Here is a 14,526-nt window from a genome sequence, read left to right as displayed (position 1 = left end):
GGCGGGGCGGGCAGAGGCCCCGGCCTGCAGGTATCTGCAGGCAGAAACTATTGAGTCCCTGTCAGGATAATCATCGTGTTTATAAAAGATAAAGCCAGCGCACTGGTGGGCCTGCTGTCCATGGGAGGCGGCCTGGCGGCTGTCGTGGTGGCGCGAGGTTTTCCTCCCAGTCTGACCGATACCGATATTGGCCCGAGTGTGTTTCCCATGGCCTATGGACTGGTGCTGGCGCTGCTGGGGTTGCTGTTGTTCATTCAGAGCGTGCGCGGTCGCACCGCCCCGGTGCCGGTGGCCAATCCTGCCGCCGTGGTGCAGGAGGCCTTGCAGGAGGCGGCCGAGAGTGCAGACCCGGAACACGCGCCGGTGCATTTCGGCCGGCTGGTGCTGGGTCTGATCGGCGCTGCCCTGTATATCGCTGCCATTGTCTATGCAGGATTCGCGCTGTCCACCGTACTGTATCTGTGGTTGATGATCTCCCTGCTCAAGGGGCCGGGCGCCATGTGGCGCTTTTCCACCATCGCGCTGGCCGTGCTGGTCGGTCTGGTGGTGTATGGCGTATTCGTCGAACTGCTGCAGGTGCCTCTGCCCGCTGGCGAGTGGTTCCTGGGCGACGACTGACGGAGTAGGGAAGAATGGATAATCTGATGTCGCTTTTGCAAGGCGCGCAAAGCCTTGCTGTCCAGTGGGATGCCATGCTCCTGGCGATTGCTGGCGTGGCGCTGGGCATTCTGGTCGGCGCCTTGCCCGGCCTGTCGGTCACCATGGGTGTGGCCATCATGCTGCCGTTCACCTACGGCATGGAGCCATTGCACGGCCTGCTGTTGCTGTCGGGGATTTTCTTCGGCGGCGTCTACGGCGGTTCGATCACGGCGATCCTGCTGCGCATTCCGGGCACGCCCGCTGCCGCCGCCACCGCGCTGGACGGCTATGCCATGACACGTCGCGGCGAGGCTGGGCAGGCCCTGGGGGTGGCGGTATTTTCTTCCGTGACGGGGGGCATCATCAGCGTACTGGTGCTGATCTTCCTGGCTCCCTTGCTGGCCAATTTTGCGCTGCGCTTCAGCGCGGCCGAGTCATTCGCGCTGGCGGTGTTCGGCCTGAGCATTATTTCCAGCGTGTCCGGGGGCTCGGTGCTCAAGGGGCTGTTGGCCGGGTTTGCCGGGTTGTTGCTGGCGACCGTCGGCATGGACCCCCTGGTGGGCCTGCCGCGTTTCACCGGGGGCATGTCCGAACTGTATTCGGTCCCGTTCATTCCCATCATGATCGGCCTGTTCGCGGCTGCCGAAGCATTCAAGATGCTGTCCGAAAGCAGCAAGGCCAGCGAAGTGAAAACGGTGATCGGGCGCATTCTTCCGACCCGCGAGAGCTGGCGCAAGGTCTGGGGCACAATTCTGCGTTCCAGCGGCCTGGGGACGGCCATCGGCATCATTCCGGGCGCCGGGGCGGATATCGCGGCGTTTGTTTCCTACGGCGAAGCGCGCCGCTTCAGCAAGCACCCCGAGAAATTCGGCAAGGGCGCGGTAGAAGGCGTGGCCGCTGCCGAGGCCGGCGCCAACGGATGTACCGGCGGCGCCATGTTGCCCATGCTGACGCTGGGCATCCCTGGTGATGCCGTGACGGCCATCATGCTGGGCGCGCTGACCTTGCAGGGCATGCAGCCGGGCCCGAGGCTGTTCCAGGAGCATGGCGATCTGGTCTACACCCTGTTTGCCGGCCTGCTGTTCTGCTATGTGATGCTGCTGGTGGTGGCGCTGATGTCCATGCGTTTCGTGGCGCGCATCGTGCAGATCCCCAAGCAAATTCTGATGCCGCTGATCATGGTGCTGGCGGTTGCCGGCGCCTATGCCATCGGCAACAGCCTGTTCGACGTGGGCATCATGATGGTGGCCGGCGTGGCGGGCTACCTGATGATCAAGGCTTCGATACCGGTATCGCCCATGGTGCTGGGGCTGGTGCTGGGCCCCATGGCGGAAAGCAATTTCCGCCGTGCGTTGGCATTGTCCGAGGGCAGTTACGACTTCCTGTATGAACGGCCGATTACCCTGGGCCTGCTCAGCCTGGCTGCGCTGACGGTGCTGGCGCCCTTGTTCAGCGCCTGGCGCAAGCGCCGTGCGGCGCGCAGGGTAGCGGCGCAGTCCTGAAAGACAAACAGGCATGAGGCCGCCTGGAGCGGTACCATGCCGTTGAAGAACGATTGAGGAGACAGATTGATGGAAGACGTGCATGTCCTGCAGGTGGCCTACGTGCCGCATTTCCTGGAAGACCAGATGAAGCGCCACTTCCAGGTGCACCGGGCCAGTGAGGATGCCGCGCCGGGATCCCTGGGCGAATTCGCTGCCAAGGTCCGTATTCTGGTTGCCAATGGTGAATCCACGATCCGTGCGTCACTGCTGGAACAACTGCCCGCGCTGGAGCTGATCGTGGTATTTGGCGTCGGCTACGATGGCGTGGATGTAGCGGCTGCGCGAGCGCGTGGCATTGCCGTGACCCATACCCCAGACGTCCTGACCGACGACGTGGCCGATATGGCGTTTGCGTTGTTGCTGGCGCAGGCGCGGCGTGTTGTCGAGGCGGATGCCTTCGTGCGGGCACGACGCTGGCAGGAAGGGCCGTTCCCCTGGTCGTTCAAGGTATCGGGGCAGAAGCTGGGCGTCGTCGGCATGGGACGTATCGGCCGCGCCGTGGCGGCGCGGGCAGCGGCCTTTTCCATGGATGTGAGCTACACCGCGCGGCGGCAGGCTGAGGATGTCAGCTGGCGCTACCAGCCGTCCCTGGTGGCGCTGGCGCAGGAAGTCGACTTTCTGGTGGTGTGTACCTATGGTGGCGCCAGCACGCGCGGCCTGATCAGTGCTGAAGTGCTGGATGCGTTGGGGCCGGATGGCCGCCTGATCAACATCGCACGCGGTTCGGTGGTAGATGAAAATGCCCTGATCGCGGCCTTGCAGCAGGGCCGCCTGGGCGGCGCTGCGCTGGATGTGTATGCGCATGAGCCGAATGTGCCGGAAGCGCTGTGCGCCTTGCCGAACGTGGTATTGACTCCGCATTCGGCCAGCGCCACCACGCAGACCCGCAAGTCCATGAGCGATCTGGTGTTTGCCAATATGCAGGCGCACCTGGAAGGCCGGCCCCTGCCGACGCCGATACCAGGCTAAGTAACTGCACCTGCACCCACATCTGCAACAGCATTGGCACCGTACTCGAACCTGTACCGCATCGGTGCCCGGCACAAAAAAGCCGCAGCTACCGCTGCGGCTTTTTTGTGCCGGCCATGTCCTGGCAAGCAACGGCCCGGGGGCACCAGGTTGTGGTGGTCGGGCGCGGAATCTGCGGCCACCAGGCCGCGCCATAGGAGACGGCAATCGACGCGATAGCCAGTCTCTATGCAGCATTCCAGCACCTGACAGGCGCCGTGCCAGCGGCTGCGCGGTTGCGCGCCCGGTGCCGGCTTTCTTATTTCCATAAAGAATAAGTAATAATAAATTCTGTATATCCTGGTTTTAAAAAGCCGTGGTTAGATAACACCCATGCCAAGCCCTGCGGGTTTTCCCCAGCGAGCTCATGGCGCAACTTTGGAGCAGATTGAGATGAAGAAGACTTTGAAAGCCGTGGCTGCGCTGTCCCTGGCCCTGGTTGCGGGCCTGGCGCATGCGGACCGCCTCGATGACATCAAAAAGGCCGGTGTCCTGAAGGTCGCTGCTTTTGACAGCAACCCGCCGTTCGGCTTCGTGGACGAAAAGAGCCGCCAGATCTCCGGGCTGGATGTGGATTTCGGCAAGGCTTTCGCGGACAAACTGGGCGTGAAGCTGGAAATCGTGCCGACCAACCCCGCCAACCGGGTGCCCCTGCTGACTTCCAATAAGGTCGACCTGGTGCTGGCTAACTTCACCATTACCGAAGAGCGCGCCAAGCAGGTGGATTTCAGCATTCCGTACTTTGCTTCCGGTACCCAGTTCATCGCCCGCAAGGGAACGCTGACCTCGCCCGAGCAACTGAATTCCCTGCGCGTCGGTGTCGACAAGGGCACGGTCAATGAAATCGTGCTGCGTGAAAAGTATCCCGGCGCCACCATCGTGGCCTACGACGATACCCCCTTCGCATTCACCGCATTGCGTAACGGCAACGTCCAGGCCATTACCCAGGACGGTCCCAAGCTGATCGGCCTGCTGGCCAACGTGCCGGACAAGGACACCTGGGAAATTCCGGCATTTGCCATTTCCAGCGATCTGATCGGCGTGGGTATCCCCAAGGGCGAAACGGCCTTGAAGGCGTTCGTGGACGAAACGCTGGTGGAACTGGAACAGTCGGGCAAGGCGCAGCAAATCTATGACGCCTGGTTCGGTCCCGACACCAAAACGCCGTTGGCTCGCATCTATCGCATCGGCGACAAGGCCCAGCCCTGAGCGCGCGCTGACTTCAGCGACTCGCCCTGCACGGCGCCGTCCGGCGCCGCGCAGGGCGCTGACAGGCCCGGACGGCACCGACTGTCCGGGCCTGTCGTGATTGAGCGGCAGAAGACCGGGGCAGGCAGGGACTGCCAGTACAATGCCGCAGCGCGCATGCTGCGCCCGGTTCTTACCTGGCCCCTGCCCCGATGGGCGAGCGGGCCGCATGATTGTCATCGCCCATGTTTGCAGACTGGCTTGCGCCAAAATATCTCGATTGGCTCTTTGAGGGCTTCAAGGTCACGCTGCTGTTGTCCTTGATGGCCTGCGTGGCCGCGACCGTGCTGGGCGCGGTGCTGTGCCTGGCGCGCTATTCGCGCTGGCGCGCCGTGCGCCTGCCGGTGTCGCTGGGGCTGAGCTTCTTTCGCAATACGCCGCTGCTGGTGCAGCTGTTTTTCTGGTATTTCGGCGTTTCGGCGCTGTTGCCGCAATCCTGGATGCTTTGGCTCAACAGCGTGCACCGCTTCGAGTTCGGGGTTTTTGGCGTGCAATGGCCGAGCTTCGAGTTCCTGGCGGGCTGGTGGGGGCTGACGCTCTATACCACTGCCTTCATTGCCGAAGAGCTGCGCGCGGGCATCCAGGCGGTGCCGGCCGGCCAGTGGGAAGCCGGGCGCGCGCTGGGGCTGCCGGGGCGCGACATCTGGCGCCAGATCGTACTGCCACAGGCTTTCCGCATTTCACTGCCGCCCTTGCTGGGGCAGTACATGAATGCAGTCAAGAATTCATCCCTGACCATGGCAATAGGCCTGGCGGAACTGTCGTATGCCTCGCGCCAGGTGGAAACGGAAACCTTCAAGACCTTCCAGGCTTTCGGGGTGGCCACTTTGTTGTATATCGCGATCATCGCCGTGATTGAGGCGGTGGGTTACTGGATGCAGCACCGTTACAGGCTGAAGACATGAATCATCACGGCACTCCGGGCCTCCAGGCGTTCCAGGGCGATATCCTGATCCTGGACCGCAATGCGCGGCAGTACCGCGACCTGCTGGCGGCAGCCCTGCCCAATGCCAGGCTGCACGCGCACGAATCGCCGGCTGGGCCGGACGTGGCGGAGGCGGCCTCGGCATCGGCCATCTGGCTGGCCAGTTGCAGCCTGGCGGTCGACCTGCTGGCCAGGCAGGCGCCGCCGCGATGGTTGCAGACCACTTCCGCCGGCATAGAGCCGCTGTTCTCCGCCGGCGTGCCGCAGCCAGCGCTCGTCAGCCGTGCCGTGGGGGTATTTGGCCAGTTGATGGCGGAGTATGCGCTGACCTACATGCTGGCCTGGCGCCGCCAGGTGTTCGCCTGGGCTGGTGCGCAGCGGCGCGGCGATTGGGACGGGCCTGCGCCCGGCACCCTGGCTGGCCTTCGGGTATTGGTGGCAGGCGCAGGCGAGATAGGCCAGGACGTGGCCCGCTTGTTGGCGCCGTTTGGCGTGGCGTTGCGAGGCCTGGCGCGTCAGGCGCGGCCCTTGCCGGGCTTTGCGCAGGTATATGGCCTGGATGCGCTGGGCAGCGCTGCGGCCTGGGCCGACGTGTTCATCAACATCCTGCCGGACACGCCGCAGACCCGCGATATCTACGATGCGGCGTTTTTTGCCGCATTGCCCGAGGGGGCGCTGTTTATCAATATGGGGCGCGGCGTGGCGGTGGTCGAGCCGGATCTGGTTCAGGCCCTGGAATGCGGACACCTGGGCGCGGCAGCGATAGATGTCTGCCGCGAGGAACCCCCGCCAGCTGCACATCCATTCTGGCGTGCGCCCAGGCTATGGCTGACCGGTCATAGCGCGGGACCGACGCTGCCTGCCTTGCTGGCGCCTGTGTTCCTGGAGAACCTGCGCCGTTTCGAGGCCGGCGAGCCGCTGCGCGGCGCAGTGGATTTCACCCGGGGTTATTGAGCTAGCCTGTCTTGCCCGCCGGTGCGGGCGTGGCGGGTCAATGGATAAAGCATGGATTTCAGCGTTATTGCCAACAACTGGTTGTATTTCCTGGTGGGAGCCTATCCCTATGGGCCGCTGGGAGGCCTGTCGCTGACCTTGCTGCTCAGCCTGCTGTCGGGCGTGGTGGCCAGTGTGCTGGGCCTGTTCCTGGGCATGGCGCTGGCCCTGGGGCGCGGGCCGCTGCATGGGCTGTTGACGCTGGTCATCGGTTTCCTGCGCGCAATTCCCGTGCTGATGTTGATCTTCTGGGTGTATTTCCTGCTGCCCATGCTGTTCGACGTGGATATTCCCAAGCTGGTGACGGTGGTCGCCGCCTTGTCGCTAATCGGCGGCGCCTATCTGGCGCATTCGGTGGCGGCAGGCATACGCAGCCTGCCGGCCGGCCAGTGGGAAGCGTCGCGTTCGTTGGGCTTGAGCCTGTGGGAAACCCTGCGATTCGTGGTACTGCCGCAGGCATTGCCGATCATGGCGCCGTCTTTCATCAACCAGTGGGTGGCCTTGATCAAGGATACTTCGCTGGCCTATGTCGTTGGCGTGGCAGAACTATCCTTTGTGGCCACGCAGGTGAGCAACCGTACGATGATTTATCCGCTGGAAATCTATCTGTTTGTGGCCTTTATCTATTTCCTGCTGTGCTCGGCACTGGAAATGGCGGCCAACCGGCTGGCGGCGCGCTATGGCGCGCGCCATGCCCGGGCAGGAGGCATCGCTGCCTGAGTGCCGCCTCAGTGCAGGTGGCAGCATCTTGCCAGGCTGTTCCGGCAGGCATGAAAAAACCCGGCTTCCAAGGAAAGCCGGGTTTTTTTTACCGCACGGACCCTGCATCAGACAGCGCTATCAGAGACATTGCGCTGCCGCAGCATGGCCTGCTGCGGGCAGGTACTGCAAGGAGCCGCGCGAAATCAGACTGCTTTGCCGTGCAGGTTGGCCGAACGGGCCATGGTGCTGCGCAGAGCGGCACGGGCTTGATGCTTGCGGGCTTCGACGATGGTGTTGAACACGCCCTTGAATGCGCGGTTCATACCCTTGCTGATGGCGCGGAAGGTGGCGCGCATGGCTTCGGCGCGTTGGGCGTCGATTTCATCACGCATGGCACGTTGCAGCAGCTCGCGTTCGAGCGAGTCGGTCATGCGGATGTCGGAATACAGGTTGGTGTTGGTTTGCTTGGTCATGGTGGCGGCTCCTTATTGTTTGTGATGTGTCATAAGAAGACGAACTTCTATATGACCTAGGGAAAACCCTTGAAACGAATTATAGGGAAAACCCTGAAATGGTGCAAGGGTTTTCCCTAGGGCCGCTTAGTATCGTGTTGTTATATAGAAGAAAACCGTGGCAATAAGTGCGAAACGCCCGCAGCAGCAGGGCTGGCGGGCAGGAGCCGGGGCAATGAAGGGAGAGTCGCGGGCAGGGGGATACTGGCACGCGGTAGCTGGCAGGCCGCCGGCCTGGGCCGGCGGACAGCAGGAGGAACGGCGGATGAACGGGGGCGGCGCGAGCCTGCCGCCCCGGAAATCCGGTCAGGCGTTGGTGGCGGGGATGGCGGCCGGTGCGCTGCGCTGGCGTGCCAGGCTCATGCGATACAGGATGAAAATGGCAGCCGAACCGATCAATACCGGCAGGGCGAGCCAGTGGAAGAAGACTTGCGACGAACCGGCCGAAGCGATCATCCAGGCGCCCAGCATGGAACCGACGATGGAGCCGAAGCGGCCATTGGCCATGGCGTAACTGACGCCGGTCACGCGTGCGGACGTCGGGTAGATCGTTGCCGATACCAGGTTCAGGCCGTTCTGGGCGCCGGCGACGCCGAAACCGATCAGGAAGACAGCGGCGGCCAGTTGATAGATATCACCCATCATATAGCCGGTCAGGGCGATGATGACGGCCGCGCCCAGATACGACAGGGCCAGCACGCGATAGGGGCCGACGCGGTCCATCAGCAGGGCCATCAGGATGGCGCCTACCGTGCCGCCCAGCGGTACCATGGCGCCGACACGCGAGGCGTGGGCGATGTCATAGCCGGCATCCTTGAGGATGGTGGGCAGCCAGCTCGTCAGCAGATAGAACACGAACAGCGAGCAGAAGAAAGCGACCCATAGCAGCAAGGTCTGCACCGTGCGGCCTTCGGCGAACAGGTTGCTGACCGGGGAACGGCTTTGCGCGGGGCGCTCGTCGTCCAGGATGGTGACGCCGGTCCAGGGCTTGCCGGTAATGCGCTGCACGACTTTGTGCAGGGCGTCGGCGTGCTTGGGGCTGGAGGCCATGAAGCGCACCGATTCGGGCATCAGCCAGGCCAGCAGGGGCAGCATCAGCAGGGGCACAGCGCCGCCGAAAATCAGCACGCCGCGCCAGCCGTAGGCGGGAATGATTTGCCCGGCAAGCAGGCCTCCCAGCGCCAGGCCGGCGGTGAAGCCGCTCCAGCTGAGGGTTACCATGATCATGCGGCGGCGCGCCGGCGAGTACTCGGAGCTGAGCGTGATGCAGGTGGGCATCGCACCGCCCAGGCCGATACCCGTCAGAAAGCGCAGGACGGTCAGGGATTCGATCGAATGGGCGTAGGCCGTGGCCAGCGTGCCCAGGCCGAAGACCAGCACGGACACCAGCAGCACGCGCTTGCGGCCGATGGCATCGGCGACAGGCCCGAAAATCAGGCTGCCGACCATCAGGCCGATCAGCCCGGCACCGAAGGCAGGGGATAGTTGCGAGGCTTCCAGGCCCCATTCTTCACGCAGCGAAGGGGCGATATAGCCGATGACCGCAGTGTCGAAACCGTCCACCAGGACGATCAGGAAACACAGGGTAAGAATGATGATCTGGAACGGCGATATCCTGGCGTTGTCGATGATATCGCCGATTCTGGCGGTTTTCTGGTTCATGTTGTCTCCTCATTGCTCGGTTTTTTTTACCACCTGTCGTATCGGGCGCAGGGGTTTTCTGGGTTTCAGGTACTGCGACTGCTTTGCATCGGCATCCTGCAGGCCACGGGCGGCGTTGCGGGACAAACATGCCAGCCCGGCCGCTGCACGGAGGCAGCGGCCGGGCCTGGCAAAAACGTTCCAGGGTTCCAGGCCTGGAACGTCCACCTGCCCGGCGCGGCGCAGTCCGGGGCCGGAGCCGAGTGCGCAGGGCAAATGATGGGTGGCGAATCTTATTTCCGGTTCGACTTTTCCTGAAAGTGGGAGGTTTCTGATCAGGCGCCGGGCTGGCGGCGTTCAGCCAGCGTCACACCGCCGGAGGCCCAGTGCGTTTCCGGCACTTCCTGCAGCAGCACCCGGACACTGGCCACGGGCGCGTCCAGGCTGCGAGCGATGGCCTCGGTCACGTTGCTCAGCAACGCGCGCTTGGTTTCCTCACTGCGGCCGGCCGCGATATGGATCATGGCGATGGGCATGGCTGTGCTCCGCTCAGGCCTGCTTGCCGGACACGAAGCGCATGGAAACGCTGCCCAGGTGCTGGTAGCGCACCGTGATGCAGTCGCCTGCGGCAACGGTGATGGCTTCGGTGATGCCGCCGGTCATGATGAAGGTGCCGGCCGGAATTTCTCGGCCTTGCGCGCCCAGCATGTTGGCCAGCATCGCGACGCTCTGCGCCGGATGGCCCAGCACGGCGGCGCCGGCGCCGGTGGCAACCACTTCGCCGTTCTTTTCCAGCACCACGCCCAGGCATTTCAGGTCCAGGCCTTCGACACCGGCCATCTGGCCGCCGGTCACGAAACGCGCCGAGGACGTGTTGTCGGCAATGACGCTCTTCAGGTCGAAATTGAAGTTCTTGTAGCGCGAGTCGATCACTTCCACGGCGGGCAGCACGAAGTCGGTCGCAGCCAGCACGTCACCGATATGACAGCCCGGCCCCTTGAGCGGGTGCTTCAGGACAAAGGCGATTTCTGCTTCGACCTTGGGGTGGATCAGGGTATCGACATCAATGGCCGAGCCTTCCAGGCAGGAGCCATAGTCGGTCAGGAAGCCATGGATGGGCTCGGTCACGCCCATTTGCCGCATTTTGGCAAAGGAGGTCAGGCCCATTTTCAGGCCGGCGATGCGCACCCCGCGCGCTTCCTTGCGCTGGCGGATAGCGTTCTGGATGGCGTAGGCGTCGTCCCAGTCCATGTCGGGATGGGCTTCGGTAATTTTCGCGACTTCGGTGCGCGTCAGCTCGGCCTGTTCCAGGTGTTCAGCCAGTTGGGCAATGGTGTCAGCGGATAATTTCATGATGCATTCCTTCAAGCAAAGCGGACGGAGGCCGAGCCTATGCCGCCCAGACTGATGCGCAGGTGGTCGCCGGCCTGCACCGGCACCATGGCGGCCAGCGAACCGGACAGGATGACTTCACCCGGTTCCAGCGCGATGCCCAGCTGGCCCAGCGTGTTGGCGAGCCAGGCCACGGCATTGGCCGGATGGCCCAGCGCGGCGGCGCCTGCGCCGGTGGCGACGACCTCACCGTTCTTTTCCAGCGTCATGCCGACGCAGGCCAGGTCCACATCGCGCGGGTCAGCGCCACGGTCGCCCAGCACGAAGACGCCGGCGGAAGCGTTGTCGGCCACGGTGTCCTGGATCTTGATCTTCCAGTCGCGGATGCGCGAATCGACGATTTCAAAGCAGGGCATGACATAGGCCGTGGCGCGCAGCACGTCGGCCACGGTAATGCCGGGGCCGCGCAGCGCATGCTTGAGCACGAAGGCGATTTCGCCTTCGGCCTTGGGCGCGATCAGGTCGCTGGCGGCAATGCTGGCGCCATCGGCGTACAGCATGTCCGACAGCAGCATGCCGAAATCCGGCTGGTCGACTTTCAGCATGTCCATGACCACCTTGCTGGTCACGCCGATTTTCTTGCCGACGATACGGGCGCCGGCCGCCAGGCGCGGCGCCAGCATGGCCTGTTGGATTTCATAGGCCTGCGCCAGCGTCATGTCCGGATGCGATTCGGTCAGCGGCGCCAAGGGCTGGCGGCGGGCCAGCGCTTCATGCAGTTCCTGGCCCAGGGTCTGGATGTGTTGGGGGTTCAGCATGCCGGGCTCACAGGCGCACGCAGACGTTGCGCAGTTCGGTGTAGAACTCCAGCGAATGCACGCCGCCTTCACGGCCGATGCCGGATTGCTTGGCGCCGCCGAAGGCGGTACGCAGGTCGCGCAGGAACCAGGAATTGATCCAGCACACGCCGACTTCCAGTGCGCTGCCCATACGGTGCGCCACCTGCAGGTCCGTGGTCCAGACGCTGGCGGCCAGGCCATACGGCGTGTCGTTGGCCAGTGCAACCACTTCTTCCTCGGTGTCGAAGGGGGCGATATGGCAGCATGGCCCGAAAATTTCTTCGCGCACGACGGCCGAGGATTCGGCCAGACCGGTCCAGATGGTGGGCTCGAACCAGGCGCCTTCGGCCAGGTGCGCAGGCATGTCGGGAATCTTGCCGCCGTGGACGACGGTGGCGCCGTCGGCAACGGCCTGGCGGCAGTAGGACAGGATCTTTTCGCGGTGTCCCAGCGAAATGACCGGGCCCATCTGGGTATCGTGGTGCTGCGGGTCGCCAATGCGGATGCTGGCGGCGTAGGCCTTGAACTCAGCGACGAAGCGATCGAACAGCGGGCGCTGCACGTAGATGCGCTCGGTGCCCAGGCAGACCTGGCCGCTGTTTTCGAACACGGCGCGGCCCAGGCCCTTGATGGTTTTTTCCAGGTCGGCGTCGGCGAATACGATACCGGCATTCTTGCCGCCCAATTCGAGCGACACCGGACGAATGCCCTTGGCCGCAGCCTTGGTAATGATTTCGCCGGTGCGGGTTTCACCGGTGAAGGTCACGCCATCGACGTCCGGATGCGCCGTCAGGAAGGAGCCGGCGGAATCGCCGCCGAAACCATGCACCACGTTATAGACGCCCGGCGGGACACCGGCTTCGTTCATGACTTCGCCCAGCAGCGTGGCGGTGGCCGGCGTTTCTTCCGAGGGTTTCACGACCACGGTATTGCCGCAGGCCAGCGCCGGGCCGACCTTCCAGGTCATCAGCAACAGCGGCAGGTTCCACGGACAGACCACGGCGATCACACCGCGAGGCGCGCGCACGGCATAGTTCACGGCCTTGCCGCCGTCAGGCGTGTCCATCATGAAGCTTTCGGTCGGCACGTTCTTCATCAGGTCGGCGAAGACCTTGAAGTTCGCCGCGCCGCGCGGAATGTCCAGGTGGCCGGCCAGGTGCACCGGCTTGCCGGTATCGGCCACTTCGGCGGCCAGGAATTCGTCCTGGCGGCGCAGGATGCCGTCGGCCACCTTGTGCAACAGCTCCATGCGCTGCGCGACCGTCATCTTGCCCCAGGGGCCGCGCAGCGCGGCGCGGGCGGCACGCACGGCGGCATCGACTTCCTGTTCGCCGGCTTCATGCACCATGCCAACCAGGCTGTTGTCGGCAGGATTGCGGTTCTCGAAGGTGCGAGGGCTGGAAACCCATTCGCCGTTGATGAAGTGACGGAATTTTTTGGCAGACATACTGTATTCCTTTGTGTTGCTTATCTATGGATTCAGGCCATTGCCGGAGGCGGGTGCGCAACCCGGGCCGGCATGGCGTGTGGCGGCGCGTCAGGCCGCTTCGGGGTCGCCCACCGTGAGGTAGTCCCACATGCGTTCGTAGATCCGGCCATTGCGGGTCGCACGTTGCTCGCAGGTCCGGGCGTCCAGGGCCGGTCGGCCTTGTTCCAGGCCGGCGCTGCGCAGCGCCAGTTCAATGCGGGCAGCATCTTCCAGGTACCAGGTCAGCGTCAGGGCCTCGACCAGCGAATCCCCGGCGACGATGGCGCCATTGCCGCGCATGGCAAGCGCCTTGCCCTGGCCGAACAGTTCGCCCAGCGCACTGGCCTGTTCATCGGTGCGCAGCAGTTGCACATCGTCCCAGAGCGGGATGCCGGGCTGGAAATACGTGCCCATGCCATGACGCGGTTGCGGCGTCAGGCCGGCACAGGACAGGGCCATGAGCTGCGGCGGCATGCTGCGGATCACGGCGCCGATATCGGCGCGGCGCTGGTAGATCTGCTGGTGGATGCGGACTTCACCGAGCACCCCTTCGGGCAGTTCACCGCGGACGGGCACCACGGTGCCCGCATCGTCCGGCAGGATCAGGCCCATGGGCTTGGCGGCGCAGACCAGAAAATGATCGGCATCCAGGCGCAGGCTGCAATGGCCGTAGGCATGGGCCAGGCCGGCGCGCGACAGGGCGCGCGCCGCCATGCGGACTTCACGTTGCTGGAGCGCAGTCGCGGCGGGCTGCGCGTTCATGACCGGAACTCCGGGATGTCGGGCTTGGCGCCCCACATGCAGAAGGATTCCGGAATGCCGGGGAATTGGCGCGGCTGGTGCGTGGCTTCCTGTTCCGGGCTGATATGGCTGACCCCGGTGGAGTATTCGTAGGTCATGCCGTCCGGGCCTTCGAAGTACAGGAACACCGCGCCCGAGGTCGGGTGGCGGCCCGGCCCGAAGAGTATCTTGACGCCGCGGGACAGCAGGAAATAGTAGGCGCGCATCACGTCGTCGATGCTTTCGACCTGGTGATTGATGTGCTGCACGCCAGGGTGCTTGGACGGGAACAGGGCGATCTTGTGGTGCACTTCGTCAATGCGCAGCAACGGCGCTTCGCCGATGCGGTCGCTGACGCGGGCGCTGGCCAGGCCGGTCCAGAATTGCTCGTCGCGGCGGGCGTCCAGCGTGCGCAGGCCGATATGGCTGAAGCCGGTGATGCCTGCGTCGCGGCTGGCGAAATAACGGCGGCCGCTGGCCTGCGGGCGCAGCACCAGTTCGATATTGTTGCCGCTGGGGTCCTGGAAGCGGATCAGGTCATCGACGTAGCGGACTTCCGCATCTGCACGCGAGCCATGCACGACGTGGAACTTGTTCTGTTCCAGCAGGACGGCGGCGCTTTCCAGTTCTTCAGGCGAGGTGACTTCGAAAGCCGTGGTGGTTTCGTTGGGGGCGCCTTCGTAGTAGCACAGCGTATGGTCGCGGTCGTCGGACCGGAAGTAAATCGCGCCATTGGCCTCCCGGGCAACTTGCAAACCGAGGATTTCGGTTGCATAGCGGCGTGCGTCTCCGAGATTTTTTGTGCCAAGGCGGACATAACGGATGTCGTGCAGATTGATCATTTGTCTGCTCCTTGATTGCTTTTTTTAGTGGACTCATTCTGGCAGTTGCCTTC

At 63.9% G+C, this 14,526-nt stretch carries 15 protein-coding genes; 7 read left to right on the top strand and 8 right to left on the bottom strand.

Features of this window, described 5'->3' with window-relative positions:
- Positions 1-75 precede the first annotated feature (75 nt).
- The 7 genes from EV679_RS14530 to EV679_RS14500 all read left to right on the top strand — a co-directional run bounded on the left by EV679_RS14530 (position 76) and on the right by EV679_RS14500 (position 7,077).
- Positions 76-618 (top strand): tripartite tricarboxylate transporter TctB family protein, encoded by a 543-nt coding sequence (locus tag EV679_RS14530; RefSeq protein ID WP_068371332.1) that lies wholly within the window; start codon positions 76-78, stop codon positions 616-618.
- A 26-nt stretch (positions 619-644) separates the two neighbouring features.
- Complete coding sequence (locus EV679_RS14525) at positions 645-2,141, top strand: tripartite tricarboxylate transporter permease (RefSeq protein ID WP_207224943.1); 1,497 nt, start codon at positions 645-647, stop codon at positions 2,139-2,141.
- 69 nt (positions 2,142-2,210) lie between these two features.
- Positions 2,211-3,152 carry a 2-hydroxyacid dehydrogenase gene (locus EV679_RS14520; RefSeq protein ID WP_068371326.1) on the top strand — a complete coding sequence of 314 codons (942 nt, stop codon included), beginning with the start codon at positions 2,211-2,213 and terminating at the stop codon, positions 3,150-3,152.
- Between the two features lie 432 nt (positions 3,153-3,584).
- Positions 3,585-4,400, top strand: a complete 816-nt coding sequence (locus EV679_RS14515) for an ABC transporter substrate-binding protein (protein ID WP_130487597.1) — start codon at positions 3,585-3,587, stop codon at positions 4,398-4,400.
- 224 nt (positions 4,401-4,624) lie between these two features.
- Positions 4,625-5,344, top strand: a complete 720-nt coding sequence (locus EV679_RS14510) for an amino acid ABC transporter permease (RefSeq protein WP_068371319.1) — start codon at positions 4,625-4,627, stop codon at positions 5,342-5,344.
- Positions 5,341-6,318: a D-2-hydroxyacid dehydrogenase gene (locus EV679_RS14505; protein ID WP_130487596.1), complete on the top strand. Its 978-nt coding sequence runs from the start codon at positions 5,341-5,343 to the stop codon at positions 6,316-6,318. The genes EV679_RS14510 and EV679_RS14505 overlap by 4 nt, the downstream gene beginning before the upstream one ends.
- Positions 6,319-6,369: 51 nt before the next feature.
- Positions 6,370-7,077, top strand: coding sequence for an amino acid ABC transporter permease (locus EV679_RS14500; protein ID WP_068371313.1), 708 nt, complete (start codon positions 6,370-6,372; stop codon positions 7,075-7,077).
- A gap of 185 nt (positions 7,078-7,262) precedes the next feature.
- Here EV679_RS14500 and EV679_RS14495 read toward each other — a convergent pair whose 3' ends face one another.
- The 8 genes from EV679_RS14495 to EV679_RS14460 all read right to left on the bottom strand — a co-directional run bounded on the left by EV679_RS14495 (position 7,263) and on the right by EV679_RS14460 (position 14,473).
- The gene (locus tag EV679_RS14495) at positions 7,263-7,532 is read right to left on the bottom strand and encodes a hypothetical protein (RefSeq protein WP_068371309.1); all 270 of its coding nucleotides are present in this window, start codon (positions 7,530-7,532) and stop codon (positions 7,263-7,265) included.
- A gap of 345 nt (positions 7,533-7,877) precedes the next feature.
- Positions 7,878-9,233: an MFS transporter gene (locus EV679_RS14490; protein WP_068371306.1), complete on the bottom strand. Its 1,356-nt coding sequence runs from the start codon at positions 9,231-9,233 to the stop codon at positions 7,878-7,880.
- Between the two features lie 314 nt (positions 9,234-9,547).
- On the bottom strand, positions 9,548-9,844 hold the full coding sequence (locus EV679_RS14485) for a 2-hydroxymuconate tautomerase family protein (RefSeq protein ID WP_257741165.1): 297 nt from the start codon (positions 9,842-9,844) through the stop codon (positions 9,548-9,550).
- Positions 9,762-10,565 (bottom strand): 2-oxo-3-hexenedioate decarboxylase, encoded by an 804-nt coding sequence (gene dmpH / locus EV679_RS14480; protein ID WP_068371299.1) that lies wholly within the window; start codon positions 10,563-10,565, stop codon positions 9,762-9,764. The genes EV679_RS14485 and dmpH overlap by 83 nt, the downstream gene beginning before the upstream one ends.
- Before the next feature lie 11 nt (positions 10,566-10,576).
- On the bottom strand, positions 10,577-11,362 hold the full coding sequence (gene dmpE / locus EV679_RS14475; protein WP_130487595.1) for a 2-oxopent-4-enoate hydratase: 786 nt from the start codon (positions 11,360-11,362) through the stop codon (positions 10,577-10,579).
- Positions 11,363-11,369: 7 nt separating this feature from the next.
- Positions 11,370-12,830: a 2-hydroxymuconic semialdehyde dehydrogenase gene (locus tag EV679_RS14470; RefSeq protein ID WP_130487594.1), complete on the bottom strand. Its 1,461-nt coding sequence runs from the start codon at positions 12,828-12,830 to the stop codon at positions 11,370-11,372.
- 90 nt (positions 12,831-12,920) lie between these two features.
- The gene (locus tag EV679_RS14465; protein WP_068371293.1) at positions 12,921-13,613 is read right to left on the bottom strand and encodes a class II aldolase/adducin family protein; all 693 of its coding nucleotides are present in this window, start codon (positions 13,611-13,613) and stop codon (positions 12,921-12,923) included.
- Complete coding sequence (locus EV679_RS14460) at positions 13,610-14,473, bottom strand: VOC family protein (RefSeq protein WP_130487593.1); 864 nt, start codon at positions 14,471-14,473, stop codon at positions 13,610-13,612. The genes EV679_RS14465 and EV679_RS14460 overlap by 4 nt, the downstream gene beginning before the upstream one ends.
- Between the last annotated feature and the right edge of the window lie 53 nt (positions 14,474-14,526).

The organism is Kerstersia gyiorum (assembly GCF_004216755.1).
Lineage (GTDB): Bacteria > Pseudomonadota > Gammaproteobacteria > Burkholderiales > Burkholderiaceae_B > Kerstersia > Kerstersia gyiorum.
Note: the sequence above shows the minus strand (reverse complement) of the source record. Positions and strands in the feature narration are given on the sequence as shown.

What these genes read in the sequence shown, in the direction of transcription:
- EV679_RS14490 (WP_068371306.1), bottom strand. Translation starts at nt 9,233, where the DNA reads ATGAACCAGAAAACCGCCAGAATCGGCGATATCATCGACAACGCCAGG.
- EV679_RS14515 (WP_130487597.1), top strand. Translation starts at nt 3,585, where the DNA reads ATGAAGAAGACTTTGAAAGCCGTGGCTGCGCTGTCCCTGGCCCTGGTT.
- EV679_RS14505 (WP_130487596.1), top strand. Translation starts at nt 5,341, where the DNA reads ATGAATCATCACGGCACTCCGGGCCTCCAGGCGTTCCAGGGCGATATC.
- EV679_RS14510 (WP_068371319.1), top strand. Translation starts at nt 4,625, where the DNA reads ATGTTTGCAGACTGGCTTGCGCCAAAATATCTCGATTGGCTCTTTGAG.
- EV679_RS14465 (WP_068371293.1), bottom strand. Translation starts at nt 13,613, where the DNA reads ATGAACGCGCAGCCCGCCGCGACTGCGCTCCAGCAACGTGAAGTCCGC.
- EV679_RS14470 (WP_130487594.1), bottom strand. Translation starts at nt 12,830, where the DNA reads ATGTCTGCCAAAAAATTCCGTCACTTCATCAACGGCGAATGGGTTTCC.
- dmpE (WP_130487595.1), bottom strand. Translation starts at nt 11,362, where the DNA reads ATGCTGAACCCCCAACACATCCAGACCCTGGGCCAGGAACTGCATGAA.
- EV679_RS14525 (WP_207224943.1), top strand. Translation starts at nt 645, where the DNA reads ATGTCGCTTTTGCAAGGCGCGCAAAGCCTTGCTGTCCAGTGGGATGCC.
- dmpH (WP_068371299.1), bottom strand. Translation starts at nt 10,565, where the DNA reads ATGAAATTATCCGCTGACACCATTGCCCAACTGGCTGAACACCTGGAA.
- EV679_RS14520 (WP_068371326.1), top strand. Translation starts at nt 2,211, where the DNA reads ATGGAAGACGTGCATGTCCTGCAGGTGGCCTACGTGCCGCATTTCCTG.
- EV679_RS14460 (WP_130487593.1), bottom strand. Translation starts at nt 14,473, where the DNA reads ATGATCAATCTGCACGACATCCGTTATGTCCGCCTTGGCACAAAAAAT.
- EV679_RS14495 (WP_068371309.1), bottom strand. Translation starts at nt 7,532, where the DNA reads ATGACCAAGCAAACCAACACCAACCTGTATTCCGACATCCGCATGACC.
- EV679_RS14500 (WP_068371313.1), top strand. Translation starts at nt 6,370, where the DNA reads ATGGATTTCAGCGTTATTGCCAACAACTGGTTGTATTTCCTGGTGGGA.